Here is a 15,335-nt window from a genome sequence, read left to right on the forward strand (position 1 = left end):
CCGTTGAGGTAGATGCTCGGCACGGACATGACCTGGCGAATGGTGACTTCTTCCTGAAACAGCGCACCGTCGATGGCGACGTGGCGGATGTTCGGATTGAGCACGGCCATCAGGTTAAGCGCCTGGACCACGTCCGGGCAGTTCTGGCAGGACAGCGAAAAATAGGTTTCGAAGTTGTATTCACCGTCGAGGTTCTTGATCTGCTCGATGACTTCAGGTGCGGTCTTGGACGGATGACCACCGACCTGCAGCAGGGCCAGCACCAGCGAGGTGAACTCGTGGCCCATCGGAATGCCGGCGAAACGCAGACTGATGTTGCCACCGATACGGTTGAGCGCAAACGAAGGTTTGCGTAAGTCGTTGCCGTCGGTGCGCAGGGTGATCTTGTCGCTCAGGCTGGTAATGTCTTCCAGCATGGCGAGCATTTCCTGGGATTTGGCGCCGTCATCGAGGGATGCAACGATCTCGAACGGCTGGGTGACCTTTTCCAGATAGGTTTTCAGTTGCGCTTTGAGATTGGAGTCCAACATGAGCAGCGTTCCCCTTGTTGCGGAATTCGGGTAATAAAACGCCCGGGCGGTTCACGCCCAGGCGTTGGAACTCGGACCTATGAATCGTCCGAAAAACAGCGAGTTGGACGCTGCGGTGGGCGCAGCGCCTCTCGGCTGTTTAGATCTTGCCGACCAGATCCAGCGACGGGGCCAGAGTGGCTTCGCCTTCTTTCCACTTGGCTGGGCAAACTTCGCCTGGATGCGCAGCGGTGTACTGAGCAGCTTTCAGCTTGCGCAGGGTCTCGGAGACGTCGCGAGCGATCTCGTTGGAGTGGATCTCAACGGTCTTGATCACGCCTTCCGGGTTGATCAGGAAGGTGCCGCGCAGGGCCAGACCTTCTTCTTCGATGTGCACGCCGAAAGCGCGAGTCAGCTGGTGGGTCGGGTCGCCGATCAGCGGGAACTGAGCTTTACCGACAGCTGGGGAAGTCTCGTGCCAGACCTTGTGAGAGAAGTGGGTATCGGTGGTAACGATGTACACCTCGGTACCGGCCTTCTGGAACTCGGCGTAGCTGTTGGCAGCGTCTTCGATCTCGGTCGGGCAGTTGAAGGTAAAGGCTGCCGGCATGAAGATCAGCACCGACCACTTGCCCTTGAGGGACTCTTCGGTGACTTCGATGAACTTGCCATTGTGGAAAGCGTTAACTTTGAACGGCTGGACTTGGGTATTGATCAGAGACATCTACTAACTCCTTTTGGGATTCAGAACTTAACGCCGCCTAAGATAGCGCAGGCAGCGAGATATGGTTAATTGATTGAGGAAATAGACTCGATAGAGTCTTTCTATCTAACCGCTATCAATCTACGACGGCCCGTAAGACACCATCATTGCCCGACAATTCAGGCGAGGGTCGTACGCGAGCCGCTACCGCTCATGGCCAGAATGCCCGAATTCCTGCGACGCCCTGCGCACCAACCTGAGCAGCCCTCGCCACATCACTCGGACCAAGGCCGCCCAGTAGATATGCAGGCTGAGCGAAGCCTAGCAGCAGTTGGGCAGCGCATTGCCACCCCAAAGGTCTCGCTTCGGGGTGCGAGGCGGTAGCAAGTATCGGCGAGAGCACAATGAAATCAACCCCCATCTGCTTCGCCAGATCTAACTCGGCCAAATCGTGGCATGACGCGGCGAGCCATCGCTCCGGTTCTATGGGCCTGCCCGCGTCGGCGTACCTACGCAGCTGCGAGGCCGTTAGATGCCAACCGGCGTCCGGAAAATCATGGGCCCACTCCAATGGCCCTTTTAGCATTACCTGCGCACGCCCCGCACAAATCTCCAGCACTTGAGCTGCCAGCGCCCGGTACCGAGCGTCCGGCAGCGAGGGGCAGCGTAGCTGCAGCAGCCGAACCCCTGCATCCAACACGGACGCCACACCGCAAAGCAGCTCCTGTGGCGCCAAGTTGTCCGGGGTAATCAGGTACGACTTCGGCAGACGAGCCGCAGCGATTATCGGCCGGTTTGCCGCCGGAAAGTCATAACGCGGCAGATCCTCCGCAGACACCCAAGCCAACGGCTGCCCCTCGGCCCCGTGCGGCTCGCCGTCAAACTCAAGCACTTCCCAGACATCGAGGAGCACTTGCTTGTCCGGATAGTCATGGCGCACTTGGATCAGGGGCCTCGCAGCAATTACCGCAATGTCCAATTCTTCTGCCAGTTCCCGCGCAAGCGCAGCCTCTGCAGTCTCACCTTCCTCGACCTTGCCGCCGGGGAACTCCCATAGCCCACCTTGGTGCTTGTCTAAGGGGCGCTTGGCGATCAGCACATGACCGTCGGCGCCACGGATCACGCCGGCGGCGACGTGGAGCCGTTTCATGTTCCGACACCAAACGGAGGTCCGCCCGTCGCTGGGACCTGCCGCAGCAGTTTATTCACCATGCCGATTGCCAACGGATCAGGTGCGGTATTCAGCATTGATCCGCACGTATTCGTGAGAGAGGTCCGTGGTCCAGATCGTCTCGCTGCAATCACCGCGACCGAGTTCGATACGAATCTCGATTTCTTCCTCAGCCATGACCGCGGCGCCCTGTTCTTCCGTATAGCTCGGCGAACGTCCACCCTGGCTGGCGATACATATGGCGCCCAGATAGACATCGATCTTGCTCACATCCAGCTCGGGAACGCCTGCACGACCGACCGCCGCCAGAATGCGCCCCCAGTTCGGATCGGAGGCGAACAGTGCTGTTTTGATCAATGGCGAGTGCGCGACAGCATAACCAACATCGAGGCACTCCTGATGGTTGCGGCCACCGTTGACCTGGACCGTGACGAACTTGGTGGCACCTTCGCCGTCACGAACGATGGACTGAGCCACTTCCATGCTGACATCGAAGACCGCCTGCTTGAGCTTGGTGAACAGCTCACCAGAGGCTTCTGTGATTTCAGCGACGTCAGCCTTGCCGGTAGCGATCAGCATGCAGCAGTCGTTGGTCGAGGTGTCGCCGTCGATGGTGATACGGTTGAACGACTTGTTGGCCGCATCCTGCAGCAGATCCTGCAATACGGGCTGAGCGACCTTCGCATCGGTTGCGATATAGCCAAGCATCGTCGCCATATTGGGACGGATCATGCCGGCACCTTTGGAAATACCGGTCACGGTAACCGTCACGCCAGCGTGCTCGAATTGACGGCTCGCGCCCTTGGGCAGCGTGTCTGTAGTCATGATGCCGGTGGCGGCTTCGGCCCAGTGATTTTCATCGAGGTCGGCCAGCGCTGCGGGAAGCGCCGCCTCGATCTTCTCAACTGGCAGCAACTCACCGATGACGCCGGTTGAAAACGGCAGGATTGCATCGGCGTTAACGCCAGCCAAGGTGGCCAGGCTGGCACAGCTGCGGATGGCTGCCTGCATTCCAGGCTCACCAGTTCCAGCGTTAGCGTTTCCTGTATTGGTCAGTAGGTAACGTACCGTTCCCTGAGTCCGCTGCTTCGCAAGAATGACGGGCGCTGCGCAAAAGGCGTTGAGGGTGAATACACCCGCAACCGTTGAGCCTTCAGCGCAACGCATCACTACGACGTCCTTGCGGCCAGGTCGCTTGATACCCGCCGAAGCGATGCCGAGCTCGAAACCGGGAACCGGGTGCAGTGTAGGTAGGGGACCAAGACCGACAGCCATTGATGCGCTCCTTCAGAAAGGATGGATGGCCTTCGGCCACCGAAAATCAGGGAGAAAAACGCCGCGAGCGGCTAGAGCCGGTCGCGGCGCGGGTCAACACAGAAGGGTCAGCTTACTGAACCTGTCCGTGGCAATGCTTGTACTTCTTTCCGGACCCGCAAGGGCAAGGTTCGTTGCGCCCGATCTTTTGCTCGATACGGGTGGGAGCTGCAGCTGCCGCTACATCGCCCTCAGCCTCTGGATCCTCTTGGTCTGCTTCCAGCGCCGAAACCTCGGCATGCTGAAACTGCATACGCTGCGCCAGCTCTTCAGCGTCGCGGCGCAAACGCTGCTCCTCCTCGGCTGGGTCTTCGCGACGAACCTGCACATGGGACAGAACCCGAATGCTGTCGCGCTTGATGGACTCGAGCAGTTCCTGAAACAGCGTAAAGGACTCGCGCTTGTATTCCTGTTTCGGGTTTTTCTGAGCGTAGCCGCGCAGGTGGATACCATGACGCAGATGATCCATCGTCGACAGGTGATCCTTCCACAGATCGTCGAGTACGCGCAGGACAATCTGCTTCTCGAAAGTGCGCAGCGCCTCGGCGCCAGCCATTTCTTCTTTCTCGTTGTAGGCCGCTATCAGCGCCTCGAGGATGCGCTCGCGCAGCGTCTCCTCGTACAGCTTCTCGTCTTCGTCGAGCCATTGCTGGACCGGTAGCCGCACTCCGAAATCACTGTAGAGCACCGCTTCGAGCCCACTGATATCCCATTGTTCGGGCAGCGACTGCGGCGGAATGTGCTGATTGATAGCGTAATCGAGCGCCTCGCGGCGGAACTCGCTGATGGTCTCTCCGATTTCCTCGGCGGCCAGCAGACTGTTGCGCATGTGATAGATCACCTTGCGCTGCTCGTTGGCGACGTCGTCATATTCGAGCAATTGCTTACGCATGTCGAAGTTGCGGCCTTCGACTTTGCGCTGGGCCTTTTCGATGGCGTTGGTCACCATGCGGTGCTCAATCGCCTCACCGGACTCCATGCCCAGTGCCTTCATGAAATTCTTCACCCGATCCGAGGCGAAGATGCGCATCAAACTGTCTTCCAGCGACAGGTAGAAGCGACTCGAACCGGCGTCGCCCTGGCGCCCGGCGCGCCCACGCAGCTGGTTGTCGATACGGCGCGACTCGTGACGCTCGGATGCGATTACATGCAGGCCACCCGCCTCGAGTACGGCCTGATGACGCTTCTGCCAGTCGGATTTGATTTGCGCGACCTGATCATCCGTTGGATTCTCGAGCGCCGCCACTTCAACTTCCCAGTTGCCGCCGAGCAGGATGTCGGTGCCTCGGCCTGCCATGTTGGTAGCGATGGTCACCGCACCCGGGCGTCCCGCCTGCGCGATGATTTCCGCTTCTTTGTCGTGGTGCTTGGCGTTTAGCACCTTGTGTTCGATGCCTTCGCTGACCAGCAGACGCGAGACATATTCAGATGTTTCGATGGTTGCAGTGCCCACCAGAACGGGACGACCGTTGTTCTGGCAATCCTTGATGTCCGCGATGATGGCAGCAAACTTCTCTTCCTGGGTCAGATAGACCAGGTCGTTGTAGTCCTTACGTGCCAGCGGCTTGTTGGTCGGAATCACCATTACCGGCAGGTTGTAGATCTGCATGAATTCGAACGCTTCTGTGTCTGCAGTACCGGTCATGCCCGATAGCTTTTTATACAGACGGAAGTAGTTCTGGAAGGTGGTCGACGCAAGCGTCTGGCTTTCCGGCTGGATCGGCAGCCCTTCCTTGGCTTCGATGGCCTGATGCAGGCCCTCGGAAAGGCGACGACCTGGCATGGTCCGACCGGTGTGCTCGTCAATCAACAGCACCTGGTTATTCTGGACGATGTACTCGACGTTGCGATGAAACAGCTTGTGCGCACGCAGGCTGGAATACACGTGGGTCAACAAGCCAAGGTTGTGGGCGGAATACAGACTCTCGCCTTCGGCGAGCAGCTCTGCTTTGGTCAGCATTTCCTCGACGAATTGGTGACCCGACTCGTTCAATTCGACCTGACGTGTCTTCTCGTCGATCGAAAAGTGACCTTCCTGGGTAACGACTCCCTCTTCCTCTTCAATGTGCTGCTTGAGCAGAGGGATCAGCTGGTTGATTTGCTGATAGAGCTTGGAACTGTCTTCGGCCTGGCCGGAGATAATCAGTGGCGTGCGGGCTTCATCGATAAGGATCGAGTCGACTTCGTCGATGACTGCAAAATTGAGTTCGCGCTGGTTCTTTTCTTCGAGACTGAACGCCATGTTGTCGCGCAGATAGTCGAAGCCGAACTCGTTGTTCGTACCGTAGGTTATATCGGCCGCGTACGCCGCTCGCTTCTCTTGCGGCGGCTGGAAAGGTGTGACGATACCAACCGTCAGGCCCAGGAACTCATACAGCGGACGCATCCAGTTGGCATCGCGACGCGCCAGGTAATCGTTCACCGTAACGACATGTACGCCTTTGCCCGCCAGTGCGTTGAGGTATACGGCCAAGGTCGCTACAAGTGTCTTGCCTTCACCGGTACGCATCTCAGCAATTTTGCCTTCATGGAGCGTCATGCCGCCGATCAGCTGTACATCGAAGTGACGCATGCCCATCACACGCTTGCCTGCTTCGCGGCAAACGGCAAACGCTTCGGGAAGAATTTGGTCGAGGGTCTCGCCTTGGCCGAGGCGGGCCTTGAACTCTTCAGTCTTGCTCCGCAACTGCTCGTCGGAGAGAGACAGCATCTGCTCTTCGAGCGCATTGACGGATTGAACCGCCTTGAGCATGCGCTTGACCTCACGCTCATTTTTGCTACCAAAGAGCTTCTTCATTAAAGGCGCAAACATATCGACAAAAACTTCCATGCTGGGGATGGAGGCACGGCCGCAGGGCCACCACGGCTTCGTGCAAAGGGGGCATTCTACTCGGAAACGCCCGAGAGGAAAGGTGCCTGCTGCGCAGCTGCGCCAGCCAATGGCGCCTGGAACCAGGCGATCCGGTCGCAGGTTTGACGGGTGACAGCGCGATCAGAAGGCTATTGCAGGGTTCTGCTAATATGTCGGTTCTTCACTCACGAGCGTCAACCATGTCGTTTCGCCCCTTGCCGGCCCGAGCCTCTGCGTCGCTGCTGCGAGAGGCCAAACCGCTAAAAGCGCTGTTTGGCGAAGCGAGGCGACTGGATCGACTACAGCAACTGGTCGACGGCCAGTTGCAGCCCGCAGCACGAGAGTTTTGTCGTGTGGCCTCATGGCGCGAGGGAACACTGCTGCTGATCGTTACCGACAGTCACTGGGCAACGCGACTGCGCTACCAACAACGACGCTTACAACGGCAACTGCTGTGTCTGGAAGAATTCAGCGGCCTGAGTCGTATCCAGTTCAAGGTACAGCCCCCCGAAACGCCGCGGCACAAACCCGGGCCGCCGCCAGCACTGTCGGCGCGTGCAGCAGACAATATCCAGGAAACCGCTCGTGGCATTAAGGACCCCAAGCTCAGGGCCGCGCTTGAGCGGCTCGCCAGCCACGCCCGCCCCGACAGAGATGCTTGAACAGCATCCGCAGGCACCACGGCCACATGCCTGGCAATTGAAAGTCGCACCCCGTGCGAGCCAGCGTTAGGATGTCTGCCGGATCACAGTGAAAAGAGGTTTCAATGGTTAACTATTCGCGCGCCCCCTCGCCATGCTGATCGGCGCGCTTCTAGTCGCAACATGGCTGATCCTATTGGTTCGGTACCCCCTTCGAGCGGTACCGATTTCGCTGGGAGCGCTGCTTGGCCTTGGTATCGTTGCGGCCTGGGTGATCTGGCAAGAACAACGGGAAGAGCAGCTGCTTGCTCAACTCCAGCTGCGGATGTCGTATGCACCGACTAGCTGCCCGGCCGGACAGCCGTTGCTCATCATTCTGGACAACCATAGCCCCAAGCCAATGCGCAAACTGAGCTGGGAGGTAGCCGCCTACTCCCCCGGTTCCAGCCTTAATCTGGTGACCTCCAACTATGACGCGCCGCAATACCGTGGCCCAGGGGACCTGCAACCCGGCCAACGCTGGCAATCCTGCGCCCCGCTACCACCGCTGCGCTCAGGCTACCGGAGCAGCAACCTAGACTTTCGCGCCGAGCGGCTTAGAGGCCACTTCGCCAATTGAGCTGACAGTTTGATACCTCGACGCTTTTCAATCTTCGCCAGGCAGCTTATGCTGTATGGATAAACAGTATCCCATTCATTTGAGCCGAGGTGGCAGATGGCCGTCGAAGTTGTGTACCGCAGCAGCCGGGACCTGGAGCGCTTGTTCATGGATAAAGCCGAAGCCGATCGTCACGACAAAATGCTCGAGCTGGCCGAAGCCCTGGCTGCGGCACTGCAGAAGGCTACGCCTTCACTGAGCGAACAGCAGGCCGACGACATCGGCATCTTTATGGCCAGACACCGTGACCTGTTTGCGAAGGCATTTAAAAACAATCCGGAGGCATTGGAAGAGCTGCCAGCTTCCGCCGCGCCATCCTGAGACATTATGGCCCTGCGGTGATCCGTCGCAAGGAACACGTCCAGCGGGCGAAACTAGTCAATCGGTACTAGGTCCATTGGGGGCAGTCATCCAATTAGGTACCGGCATGAACAGTCCTTTCCAGAAAATCAGCGATGTGTTTCAGCCAGACTACAACGTCAATTTCAGCATCCAGAAACCCGACGGAAGTATTCTGCTAACCCTGACCGACACGGCAGGTGTGGCGGTGAAGCGTTTCATCAGCTCCAGCCAATGGCGGGACCAGCAGCAGCTCGAACGCTTGATCACCAGCCTGCAGTTCAGCCTCGCCATCGAACGAGGCGGACAGACCAGCTCTTATCGCCTGACCAAGCATTCGCACTCAGCCGTTCAGTAACCGTCGACCTGATTGCCAGGAGGCTCTGCAACTCCGACGATCACCCTGACTAAACAAGAACAATAGTTAGCCTCCCTCCGCCGGAGCAGTGCAGCCGGCGCCTGTCATGATTCGCGGCACGCATCTAGCCCTACTTCCCCTGACGAGGGTCACAGCCAGGCCAAAGCCTTGGCTCGTGCCACCGCCTGCGTACGTCTGGCCACCCCGAGTTTGGTATTGATTCGCCGGGCATGAGTCTTGACTGTATGCAGAGAAATAAACAGTTGCTCGGCAATCTCCTGGTTCGAACAACCCTGCGCGATGAGACGCAGAACCGTGAGCTCGCGGTTGCTCAGGATGGCCTCATCACCCGGGGCAGCGCTCTCTTCAGGCTCTCGCTCAAATTGCAGCAACCGATCACGCAGGCTTTCTCCCTTCCCTGCAGGCAACATCTTGGCAAGCCATTGTGGCTGGCGATGCTGCAACTCGTACAACGGCTTGACCAGATGCTGCTTTGCGGCCTCGCCGAGCGCCTTGCGAAGCTCCAGCTCCGCTTCGTCATGCTGGCCTTCCATTTGAAGCGCTTCGGCGAGCGTGAAGCGACACTCACAGGCCAGCCCCAACCGCTGCGAACGGAGGTTTTGCTCGATAAGTTCACGCAGCGTGTCGATGGCCAACGCACCCCGGTCGGACAGTAGATCGATTACCGCAAGGTAACGCTGAACCCGCGGCAGCAACTCGTAGAACCCAGAAGGTGCGATATACGCGTGGCCCTCGTAAAGTTCGAGCACCTGTATAAACACGGCCCTAGCCTTCTTCAATTGCCCCTGATGCAACCACGTCAGTCCAGTTATCAACGGCAGAATGCCGCGGAAACGGGCCTCCGGCACGTGTCGCCACTGTGCCAACCGCTCGGCCTCTCGCAGCCAATGGTAGGCCGTAGGGAATTCCTGATTGCGAGCTGCCAGCTCCGCCAGCCCGGCATAGCCAAAGAAGACATATGAATCACCACAGGTTTCCGTCTCGACTCGACCCTGCTGATACGCCTCGCGGGCCGGCTCGTCGAGCCCCTGATAAGCCAGCAGATGGCCCCATAGCAGCTTCAGTCGGCCGATGATCGGGCTATGGCCGACACCGTCGCGTAGCACCATCAGCGACTCTTCCAGCACTCCAACGGCTCGCTCGAACTCGCCAGTAATTTCCAGCAGTTGGATTCGATCAATGCTAAGCATCGCTTCATACAGCACGCTGCCCTTAAGCCGCGCAAGCTTCATGCCTTCGCTATTGTAATGCTGGGCCAACTCGAGCTGGCTTTCGGCTATCGCCTGCTGGGACAACGCCTGATAACAAAGCACCCGTTGCGCCCAAGCGTGGTCAGACAGAACCTCCAGAGCCTGAAGGCAATAGTCCCTGGCCTCAGGCTCGCCACGCAAACGCGCTAGAAAGCCGCGCAACGCTTGCCACTGAGCAAGCAGCTGCGCCTGACGTCGAGCATCGGGTTGAGGAAAGAACTTGGCCAGATCGGCGAGGCAGTCATCCACTTCGTCTAACCGAGCAGAAATGATCAAAGCCCAGCCATGCAGCACGATCAGCCGGGTCGTGCTGTTGAACAAATCTTGTGGAAGTTCACTGCGCCACTTCATGAAATGCGAAACGTTGTCGCCGATGAGCAGCTGCTCCTGCCCGTAGCGCTGTAAGAAGTTGGCTGCGACTTCTGGCTGTCCTGCCCACAATGCGTGCTCCACGGCCTCACGCATTTCACCGCGATTGGCAAACCACTGACAGGCACGCAGGTGCGTCTGGGTGGGTGATGCAACACCTGGCATGCGTTGCAACATCAACGCTAGCGGCCGCCACAGGCGATACCATTCACCACAGTTGTCGGTTTGGCGAATGAACAGCTGGGATGTCTTGAGCACATCAAGAAGATCATGTCCTATGCCGTCGAGGACATGCTCACACAGCTGCGATGAAAAGCGCGGCATACGTGCCAACGCGAACAGCGCGCGGCAGATATCCTCACTCTGCCCCTCGAGCACCTCGCGCTGCACATAATCCCGCAACAATGACGTACCAGCGGTCAACCGCTCACGAACCGCCTGCTCATCAGCATTTAATAACAGCAGACTGACACCGGCCAACCACCCTTCGCTGCCCGCCAATAGCTGCTTGAACGTGTCATCGGCGAGCTCCAGACGGTGTGCTTTGAGCAACAACCGCAGCTCGCCAGCCGTCAGCGCCAGCGCCTCGGCTTCCAGCTCGAACAAGTCACCTTGCAGCAATAGCCTGGGTAGCTTCCAAGCGGGTTGCCGACGGCTGCTAACCCACCAGCTGACGGATTCGGGCCCCCTTTCGATAAGCAAGTCGAGGCAGGCGTCGAACGGCGCGGTTACCTCTCTTGGATAATCATCCAACATGATCCAAAGCGGCCGCGGAAAGTCATTCAGCAGGTTGATGAGATCTTGCTGAACGTCCCCGCTCTCTGAAGTTGTACCGCTTAACGCCCGGCGCAACTGTGAACACAGAGCTTCAGCAGAGAAAGCCCTGCCGCCGAGATCAAGCCATACGAGATGTGTATCGGCAGGCACCATCCGCGCGCACTCATTCATGAGTACGCTCTTGCCAAACCCGGCGGGTGCGCAGATCAAACGCAGTCGACAACGGGCCTCGAGCAGTGCATCGACGAGTCGTGGCCTTGGTATATGCAGCGGTGGAAGACGTGGAATAGTCGCAACTTGAACCTGCGCGGCGGCTTCTGTGCTGAGGGCACCAGGGTTGAAGCGTACGGACATAGCGAGGTTTCTCTTATTCGTATCAGTCCATTGAGAAGCGCATTGAGCGCTGCGTCAGCACCTATTCCAGGGCCAGTCGACATGGTCGTATCGATGCGCTTGCGCGGTAATAACCTGCACGATTGTTGCACCTTTGTCGACTCGCCTTGCAAGCAAAACCGCCCACACTGGCTGGATACCGATCTCTAATGGCTGAAAAATATCACTCCTGCCGTGCCGACAATAAAAAAGGCGGCCAACTGGCCGCCTTATTCACCGTACAGATACTATTTGATCAGCGCACCCCGGCATTACGCAGTGCAGCAGGCGTAAAGTCGCGAGCAGAGGCTTTGTAGCCGAATTCGTGCGCCGGTTCTTCGTTACTCAAGCCGATAGCGATATAGCGCCCCGAGATAATGTCGTAAAGCGCCTCGAAGGCATAGGCGGGCACTTTGTGCTGATAGTACTGCAACATGTGCGCCTCACCGACGCGCCACAATTGGCCGCGGCCGTCGTACAACTCGGATTGCACAATAGTCCAGGTATCTTCATCTACGAAGAAACGACGCTTGGCGTAGATGTTGCGCTCACCCTCCTTGAGGTTGGCTTCGATCTCCCAGACACGATGCAACTCGTAACGCGCGAGATCCTGATTGACGTGACCGGCTTTCAGAATGTCGCTGTACTGCACGTCGCTAGAATTGATCTCGTAGCTGTTGTAAGGGATATACAACTCCTTCTTACCGACCAGCTTCCAATCGTAGCGATCAGGCGCACCGCTAAACATATCGAAGTTGTCAGTGGTCCGCATGCCGTCTGCTGCGGTACCTGGACCGTCATAGGCAACCTGCGGGGCGCGACGCACGCGGCGCTGGCCGGCGTTATAAATCCAGGCCTGCCGCGGCTCTTTCACCTGATCCAGTGAATCGTGTACGAGCAGAACGTTACCAGCGAGACGCGACGGTGCTGTTACCCGCTGCTTAAAGAAAAGCAACGCGTTCTTCGCGCGCTCTGCATCCAGATCCGTCATGTCGCTAGGGAAAGCCACTTCGTCTTCGAAGTGCACCAAGGTGTAACTGCCATTGGTTTGCGGGGTTGCTTGGACAATATTACGGCGCACGTTGCCGCCGCGGTACCGCGTGATATGGTTCCAGACGACCTCCAGGCCGTTCTTTGGGATAGGAAACGCGTAGTAGCGGCTGTCGGAAAAATTGGCGATACCGTTACCGCCGTCAACCAACTCGGTATTTAAAGCGCTTTTTTTGGCTGCTTCGTAGATGCGGTCTGGCACTGCCGCAGTGCGGTGGGTTGGAAAGACCCGCATCTTGTACGTTTCTGGATAACGCTTGAACATCGCCTGCTGGCCCGCAGTCAGCTTGTCCTTATATTGATCAACATTCTGCGCGGTGATAACGAATTCAGGCTGTTCGCTTTTGAAGGGATTGGTCAGATGCCCGTCATCCAGCGGTGCGGCATCGGTGGACAAACCGCCTGTCCAGGCGGGAATCGTTCCTTCTGCGTTACCCGCCTTCTCGGCACCGAGTGGAGTCAAAGTATTGCCGAGCTTTGCGGCTTCCTCTGGAGAGACTGCAGCCATCACACTGCTTGCCAGCAGCGAGAAGGCCAAGACACTGAATAATTTTTTTGTTGTTTTCATACGCTTCCAGTTCCTCTTGATCTTGTTTTGGCCGGAGGCCTTGTATGTAGACTGGCGCGTAGCGGAGCTCTCAGAAGAGCTCCGTACGGCGATATTGAAATAGCCTCCTTAGAAGTTCACGCCCATGCTCAGGGCAAGAAAGTCGCGGTCAACCAGCGTGTTGTAGTCGCCACCGAAGAAGTCGGTATAAGACAGGCTGGCCGTATAGCGGTTCTGATAGACAGCGTCGACGCCAACGCTCACAGCTTTCGAGCCTTCGTTGAATAGACCGTTCGGTCCGTAACCGTCGACATCGTGAGAGAAGGACACGTTTGGCGTGAGGTTCACCCCAGCGAATACGTTGCTGTAATCCGCAAGTGCGCGCAGGCGGTAGCCCCAGGAATTGGCGGTTACGAAGCCTTCAGTACCGTATTCGGTCGCGCCATATTGTCCATAGATAGAATCACGGCCGTATCGAACTTCGCTCTCGCTCTCTAGACCACCAACGTGAGCGTAACCAATTTCACCTACGACTGTAACCCGACCGGCACCAAGAACCTGGTCAAAGAAATGAGTGAAAGTCGTTTGAAATTGGGTAATTTCCTTGCGGTTATACCCATGAGTATCATTTCCAATATTCGCAGGGTTGGTCAGAGCGAGTGTTACGTCAGTCGTATTGATCTGGATCGGAGCATTTGGGCGATAACTGATTTCGCCTGACCACGCCGTACCAGTAGGCAATGTGGTAGAAAAGCTAGCGCCATATAAGCGGATATCTTCAGGATACTCTAAGAAATACTCGCCGCTGTTAAGAAGTACAGCCGCGGCTAAATTGCCAGCACCACCCGCTGCGATAAACGCTGGCAGGCCTGCAGTGGTAGTGCTCAGCACAGGAGTGCGGCTATGGTAATTCATGGCGTATAGGCCGTACTCCGCGGCATCCGCCAACCAACGGACAGCTAAACCGTATTGACCCGAGTCTTTGGCATCTCGATCGCCCCCCCTAGGGATAACAATCCCCTCCTCATTCACATCAAGTCCAAAATTCGCCGCAAGGAACGCTGCGGTTGCCGGGTCAAAAGAGGTTGCGCCGACCGTGTAGTTGTCATCGCAACCATCCGCGGCTACGTCGTTACTCGCGAAGAACGTCCCACAGTTATCAATAATCGTCTGGTCCCACTCCAGCTGGTAAAACGCCTCCATACTGAGCCGATCACTCAGGCTCTGGGAAACGTAGAGCATATTGACAGGGATCAGGCCTTCCTTTATCTCGGCGCCTGGTCGACGGAACGCCGCAGCATCGAGCGGGTTGATCGAGTTGATCGAGTTACCAATAAAGGTGCTTTCACCCCAGCTGACCACTTGCTTACCAAGGCGAACAGTGCCTGGCAGGTCGCCTAGGTAATAGTTGTGATAGAGAAACGCATCGAGAATTTGAGCGCCTGATGATTGGGCAGCTTCCTTACGATTGTTGTCGCTGATGTCCTTGAACAGCCGGTTTTCATCCTTCAATTCAAAGTCGTACCAATATTTGCCACGAATAAAGGCACCGCTATCGCCATAGCGCAGCTCAAGATCGTGGATGCCCTTAAAGATTTTCGAAAAGGTTTCGCCTTTTTTGAAATTTAAACGGCCGTCGTCACCGGTCTGGGTGTAGCCGGTGCCGCCATTTGCAAGCCCCACCAGATCCATATCCCGGTCCGTCGTTGACCAGCTGGCGCCGATCGACATCGCCGAGTCCAACTGCCCCTCCACTTCCCCAATATTGAACGTGACAGCGTAAGCGGGTGATGCAATGCCCAACGCGACCGCGAGGGCCAGGGTCTTGGGCTGGAAGATTCCTTGCCTTGTTGTTTTTGTCATGAGGCGCTCCTGGTTGGTTCGAAGTACGTTCACCCTAACCACACGAAGGCAGAGGGTTAAGCGCACTAAGGTTTGATTTGCTTTGTCATTCTTAAGTATGAATGGCCTTCCCAGTACTGGCCTGCAACCGGATAGCTGCCAGCGCAGCGGATGACCTTCGACGAAGCTACCCGAGAGCTTAGCCGCCAGTCAAAGAGACGCAACCCTCTAAATAGAGCAGTTGCGATGCTGTTCGCGAGGATTTAGGCGGAGCTGAGCGCAACTGGTCAGCGTTCACTCGAACAGCCGAGCTCCACGCGGGCACAGGAACCATCCGCCGCGACGAACAGACACGCAGCCAGACACGCAGCGATGCGCAAGAGCGTTACCAAAGCGCAACGCGTGGGGCGAAACGAAACAACCGGAAGGGAATGGAACGCCAACGCTCACGGACACCAGAACCGCTGCCGAGGCGCAAAGACAGAGCGAGACAGCCTGTCGGCAGGAAGCCTTTAGGCCGATGCGAGAAAGACCACCGCGCGTTTTTTATCGCTTAGGTCCGA

General features: G+C 57.4%; 12 protein-coding genes. 4 read left to right on the forward strand and 8 right to left on the reverse strand.

The window, feature by feature from the left end:
• The 5 genes from ACQKEK_RS22030 to secA form a co-directional block, all read right to left on the reverse strand.
• On the reverse strand, positions 1 to 530 hold a 530-nt coding region (locus ACQKEK_RS22030; RefSeq protein ID WP_499167698.1), incomplete at its 3' end, for a thioredoxin family protein.
• 139 nt (positions 531 to 669) lie between these two features.
• On the reverse strand, positions 670 to 1,233 hold the full coding sequence (gene ahpC / locus ACQKEK_RS22035) for an alkyl hydroperoxide reductase subunit C (RefSeq protein ID WP_046162591.1): 564 nt from the start codon (positions 1,231 to 1,233) through the stop codon (positions 670 to 672).
• A gap of 190 nt (positions 1,234 to 1,423) precedes the next feature.
• A complete protein-coding gene (locus tag ACQKEK_RS22040) occupies positions 1,424 to 2,362 on the reverse strand; it encodes a Nudix family hydrolase (RefSeq protein ID WP_499144337.1) in 939 nt (312 codons plus the stop codon).
• Between the two features lie 78 nt (positions 2,363 to 2,440).
• A complete protein-coding gene (argJ, locus tag ACQKEK_RS22045; RefSeq protein WP_499144338.1) occupies positions 2,441 to 3,658 on the reverse strand; it encodes a bifunctional glutamate N-acetyltransferase/amino-acid acetyltransferase ArgJ in 1,218 nt (405 codons plus the stop codon).
• A 112-nt stretch (positions 3,659 to 3,770) separates the two neighbouring features.
• Positions 3,771 to 6,509, reverse strand: a complete 2,739-nt coding sequence (gene secA, locus ACQKEK_RS22050) for a preprotein translocase subunit SecA (RefSeq protein ID WP_499144339.1) — start codon at positions 6,507 to 6,509, stop codon at positions 3,771 to 3,773.
• Between the two features lie 239 nt (positions 6,510 to 6,748).
• Between secA and ACQKEK_RS22055 the strand changes: the two genes are divergently transcribed.
• From ACQKEK_RS22055 to ACQKEK_RS22070, 4 genes are all read left to right on the forward strand, one after another.
• Positions 6,749 to 7,210: a DUF721 domain-containing protein gene (locus tag ACQKEK_RS22055; RefSeq protein ID WP_128121788.1), complete on the forward strand. Its 462-nt coding sequence runs from the start codon at positions 6,749 to 6,751 to the stop codon at positions 7,208 to 7,210.
• A 133-nt stretch (positions 7,211 to 7,343) separates the two neighbouring features.
• Positions 7,344 to 7,808, forward strand: coding sequence for a multidrug transporter (locus ACQKEK_RS22060; RefSeq protein WP_128121787.1), 465 nt, complete (start codon positions 7,344 to 7,346; stop codon positions 7,806 to 7,808).
• A 96-nt stretch (positions 7,809 to 7,904) separates the two neighbouring features.
• On the forward strand, positions 7,905 to 8,168 hold the full coding sequence (locus tag ACQKEK_RS22065) for a YebG family protein (protein ID WP_128121786.1): 264 nt from the start codon (positions 7,905 to 7,907) through the stop codon (positions 8,166 to 8,168).
• 106 nt (positions 8,169 to 8,274) lie between these two features.
• Positions 8,275 to 8,544 (forward strand): DUF3509 domain-containing protein, encoded by a 270-nt coding sequence (locus tag ACQKEK_RS22070; RefSeq protein WP_128121785.1) that lies wholly within the window; start codon positions 8,275 to 8,277, stop codon positions 8,542 to 8,544.
• A gap of 149 nt (positions 8,545 to 8,693) precedes the next feature.
• Here the strand turns inward: ACQKEK_RS22070 and ACQKEK_RS22075 are convergent, their stop codons facing one another.
• The 3 genes from ACQKEK_RS22075 to ACQKEK_RS22085 all read right to left on the reverse strand — a co-directional run bounded on the left by ACQKEK_RS22075 (position 8,694) and on the right by ACQKEK_RS22085 (position 14,793).
• A complete protein-coding gene (locus tag ACQKEK_RS22075; RefSeq protein ID WP_499144340.1) occupies positions 8,694 to 11,315 on the reverse strand; it encodes a LuxR C-terminal-related transcriptional regulator in 2,622 nt (873 codons plus the stop codon).
• 274 nt (positions 11,316 to 11,589) lie between these two features.
• On the reverse strand, positions 11,590 to 12,951 hold the full coding sequence (locus ACQKEK_RS22080) for a DUF1329 domain-containing protein (protein WP_045424971.1): 1,362 nt from the start codon (positions 12,949 to 12,951) through the stop codon (positions 11,590 to 11,592).
• A 108-nt stretch (positions 12,952 to 13,059) separates the two neighbouring features.
• Positions 13,060 to 14,793, reverse strand: a complete 1,734-nt coding sequence (locus tag ACQKEK_RS22085) for a DUF1302 domain-containing protein (RefSeq protein WP_499144341.1) — start codon at positions 14,791 to 14,793, stop codon at positions 13,060 to 13,062.
• Between the last annotated feature and the right edge of the window lie 542 nt (positions 14,794 to 15,335).

The organism is Pseudomonas sp. NPDC077408 (assembly GCF_050269105.1).
Lineage (GTDB): Bacteria > Pseudomonadota > Gammaproteobacteria > Pseudomonadales > Pseudomonadaceae > Stutzerimonas.

Excerpts from the sequence above, each read along its gene's own strand:
- ahpC (WP_046162591.1), bottom strand. The coding sequence starts at position 1,233 with ATGTCTCTGATCAATACCCAAGTCCAGCCGTTCAAAGTTAACGCTTTC.
- ACQKEK_RS22040 (WP_499144337.1), bottom strand. The coding sequence starts at position 2,362 with ATGAAACGGCTCCACGTCGCCGCCGGCGTGATCCGTGGCGCCGACGGT.
- argJ (WP_499144338.1), bottom strand. The coding sequence starts at position 3,658 with ATGGCTGTCGGTCTTGGTCCCCTACCTACACTGCACCCGGTTCCCGGT.
- secA (WP_499144339.1), bottom strand. The coding sequence starts at position 6,509 with ATGTTTGCGCCTTTAATGAAGAAGCTCTTTGGTAGCAAAAATGAGCGT.
- ACQKEK_RS22055 (WP_128121788.1), top strand. The coding sequence starts at position 6,749 with ATGTCGTTTCGCCCCTTGCCGGCCCGAGCCTCTGCGTCGCTGCTGCGA.
- ACQKEK_RS22060 (WP_128121787.1), top strand. The coding sequence starts at position 7,344 with ATGCTGATCGGCGCGCTTCTAGTCGCAACATGGCTGATCCTATTGGTT.
- ACQKEK_RS22065 (WP_128121786.1), top strand. The coding sequence starts at position 7,905 with ATGGCCGTCGAAGTTGTGTACCGCAGCAGCCGGGACCTGGAGCGCTTG.
- ACQKEK_RS22070 (WP_128121785.1), top strand. The coding sequence starts at position 8,275 with ATGAACAGTCCTTTCCAGAAAATCAGCGATGTGTTTCAGCCAGACTAC.
- ACQKEK_RS22075 (WP_499144340.1), bottom strand. The coding sequence starts at position 11,315 with ATGTCCGTACGCTTCAACCCTGGTGCCCTCAGCACAGAAGCCGCCGCG.
- ACQKEK_RS22080 (WP_045424971.1), bottom strand. The coding sequence starts at position 12,951 with ATGAAAACAACAAAAAAATTATTCAGTGTCTTGGCCTTCTCGCTGCTG.
- ACQKEK_RS22085 (WP_499144341.1), bottom strand. The coding sequence starts at position 14,793 with ATGACAAAAACAACAAGGCAAGGAATCTTCCAGCCCAAGACCCTGGCC.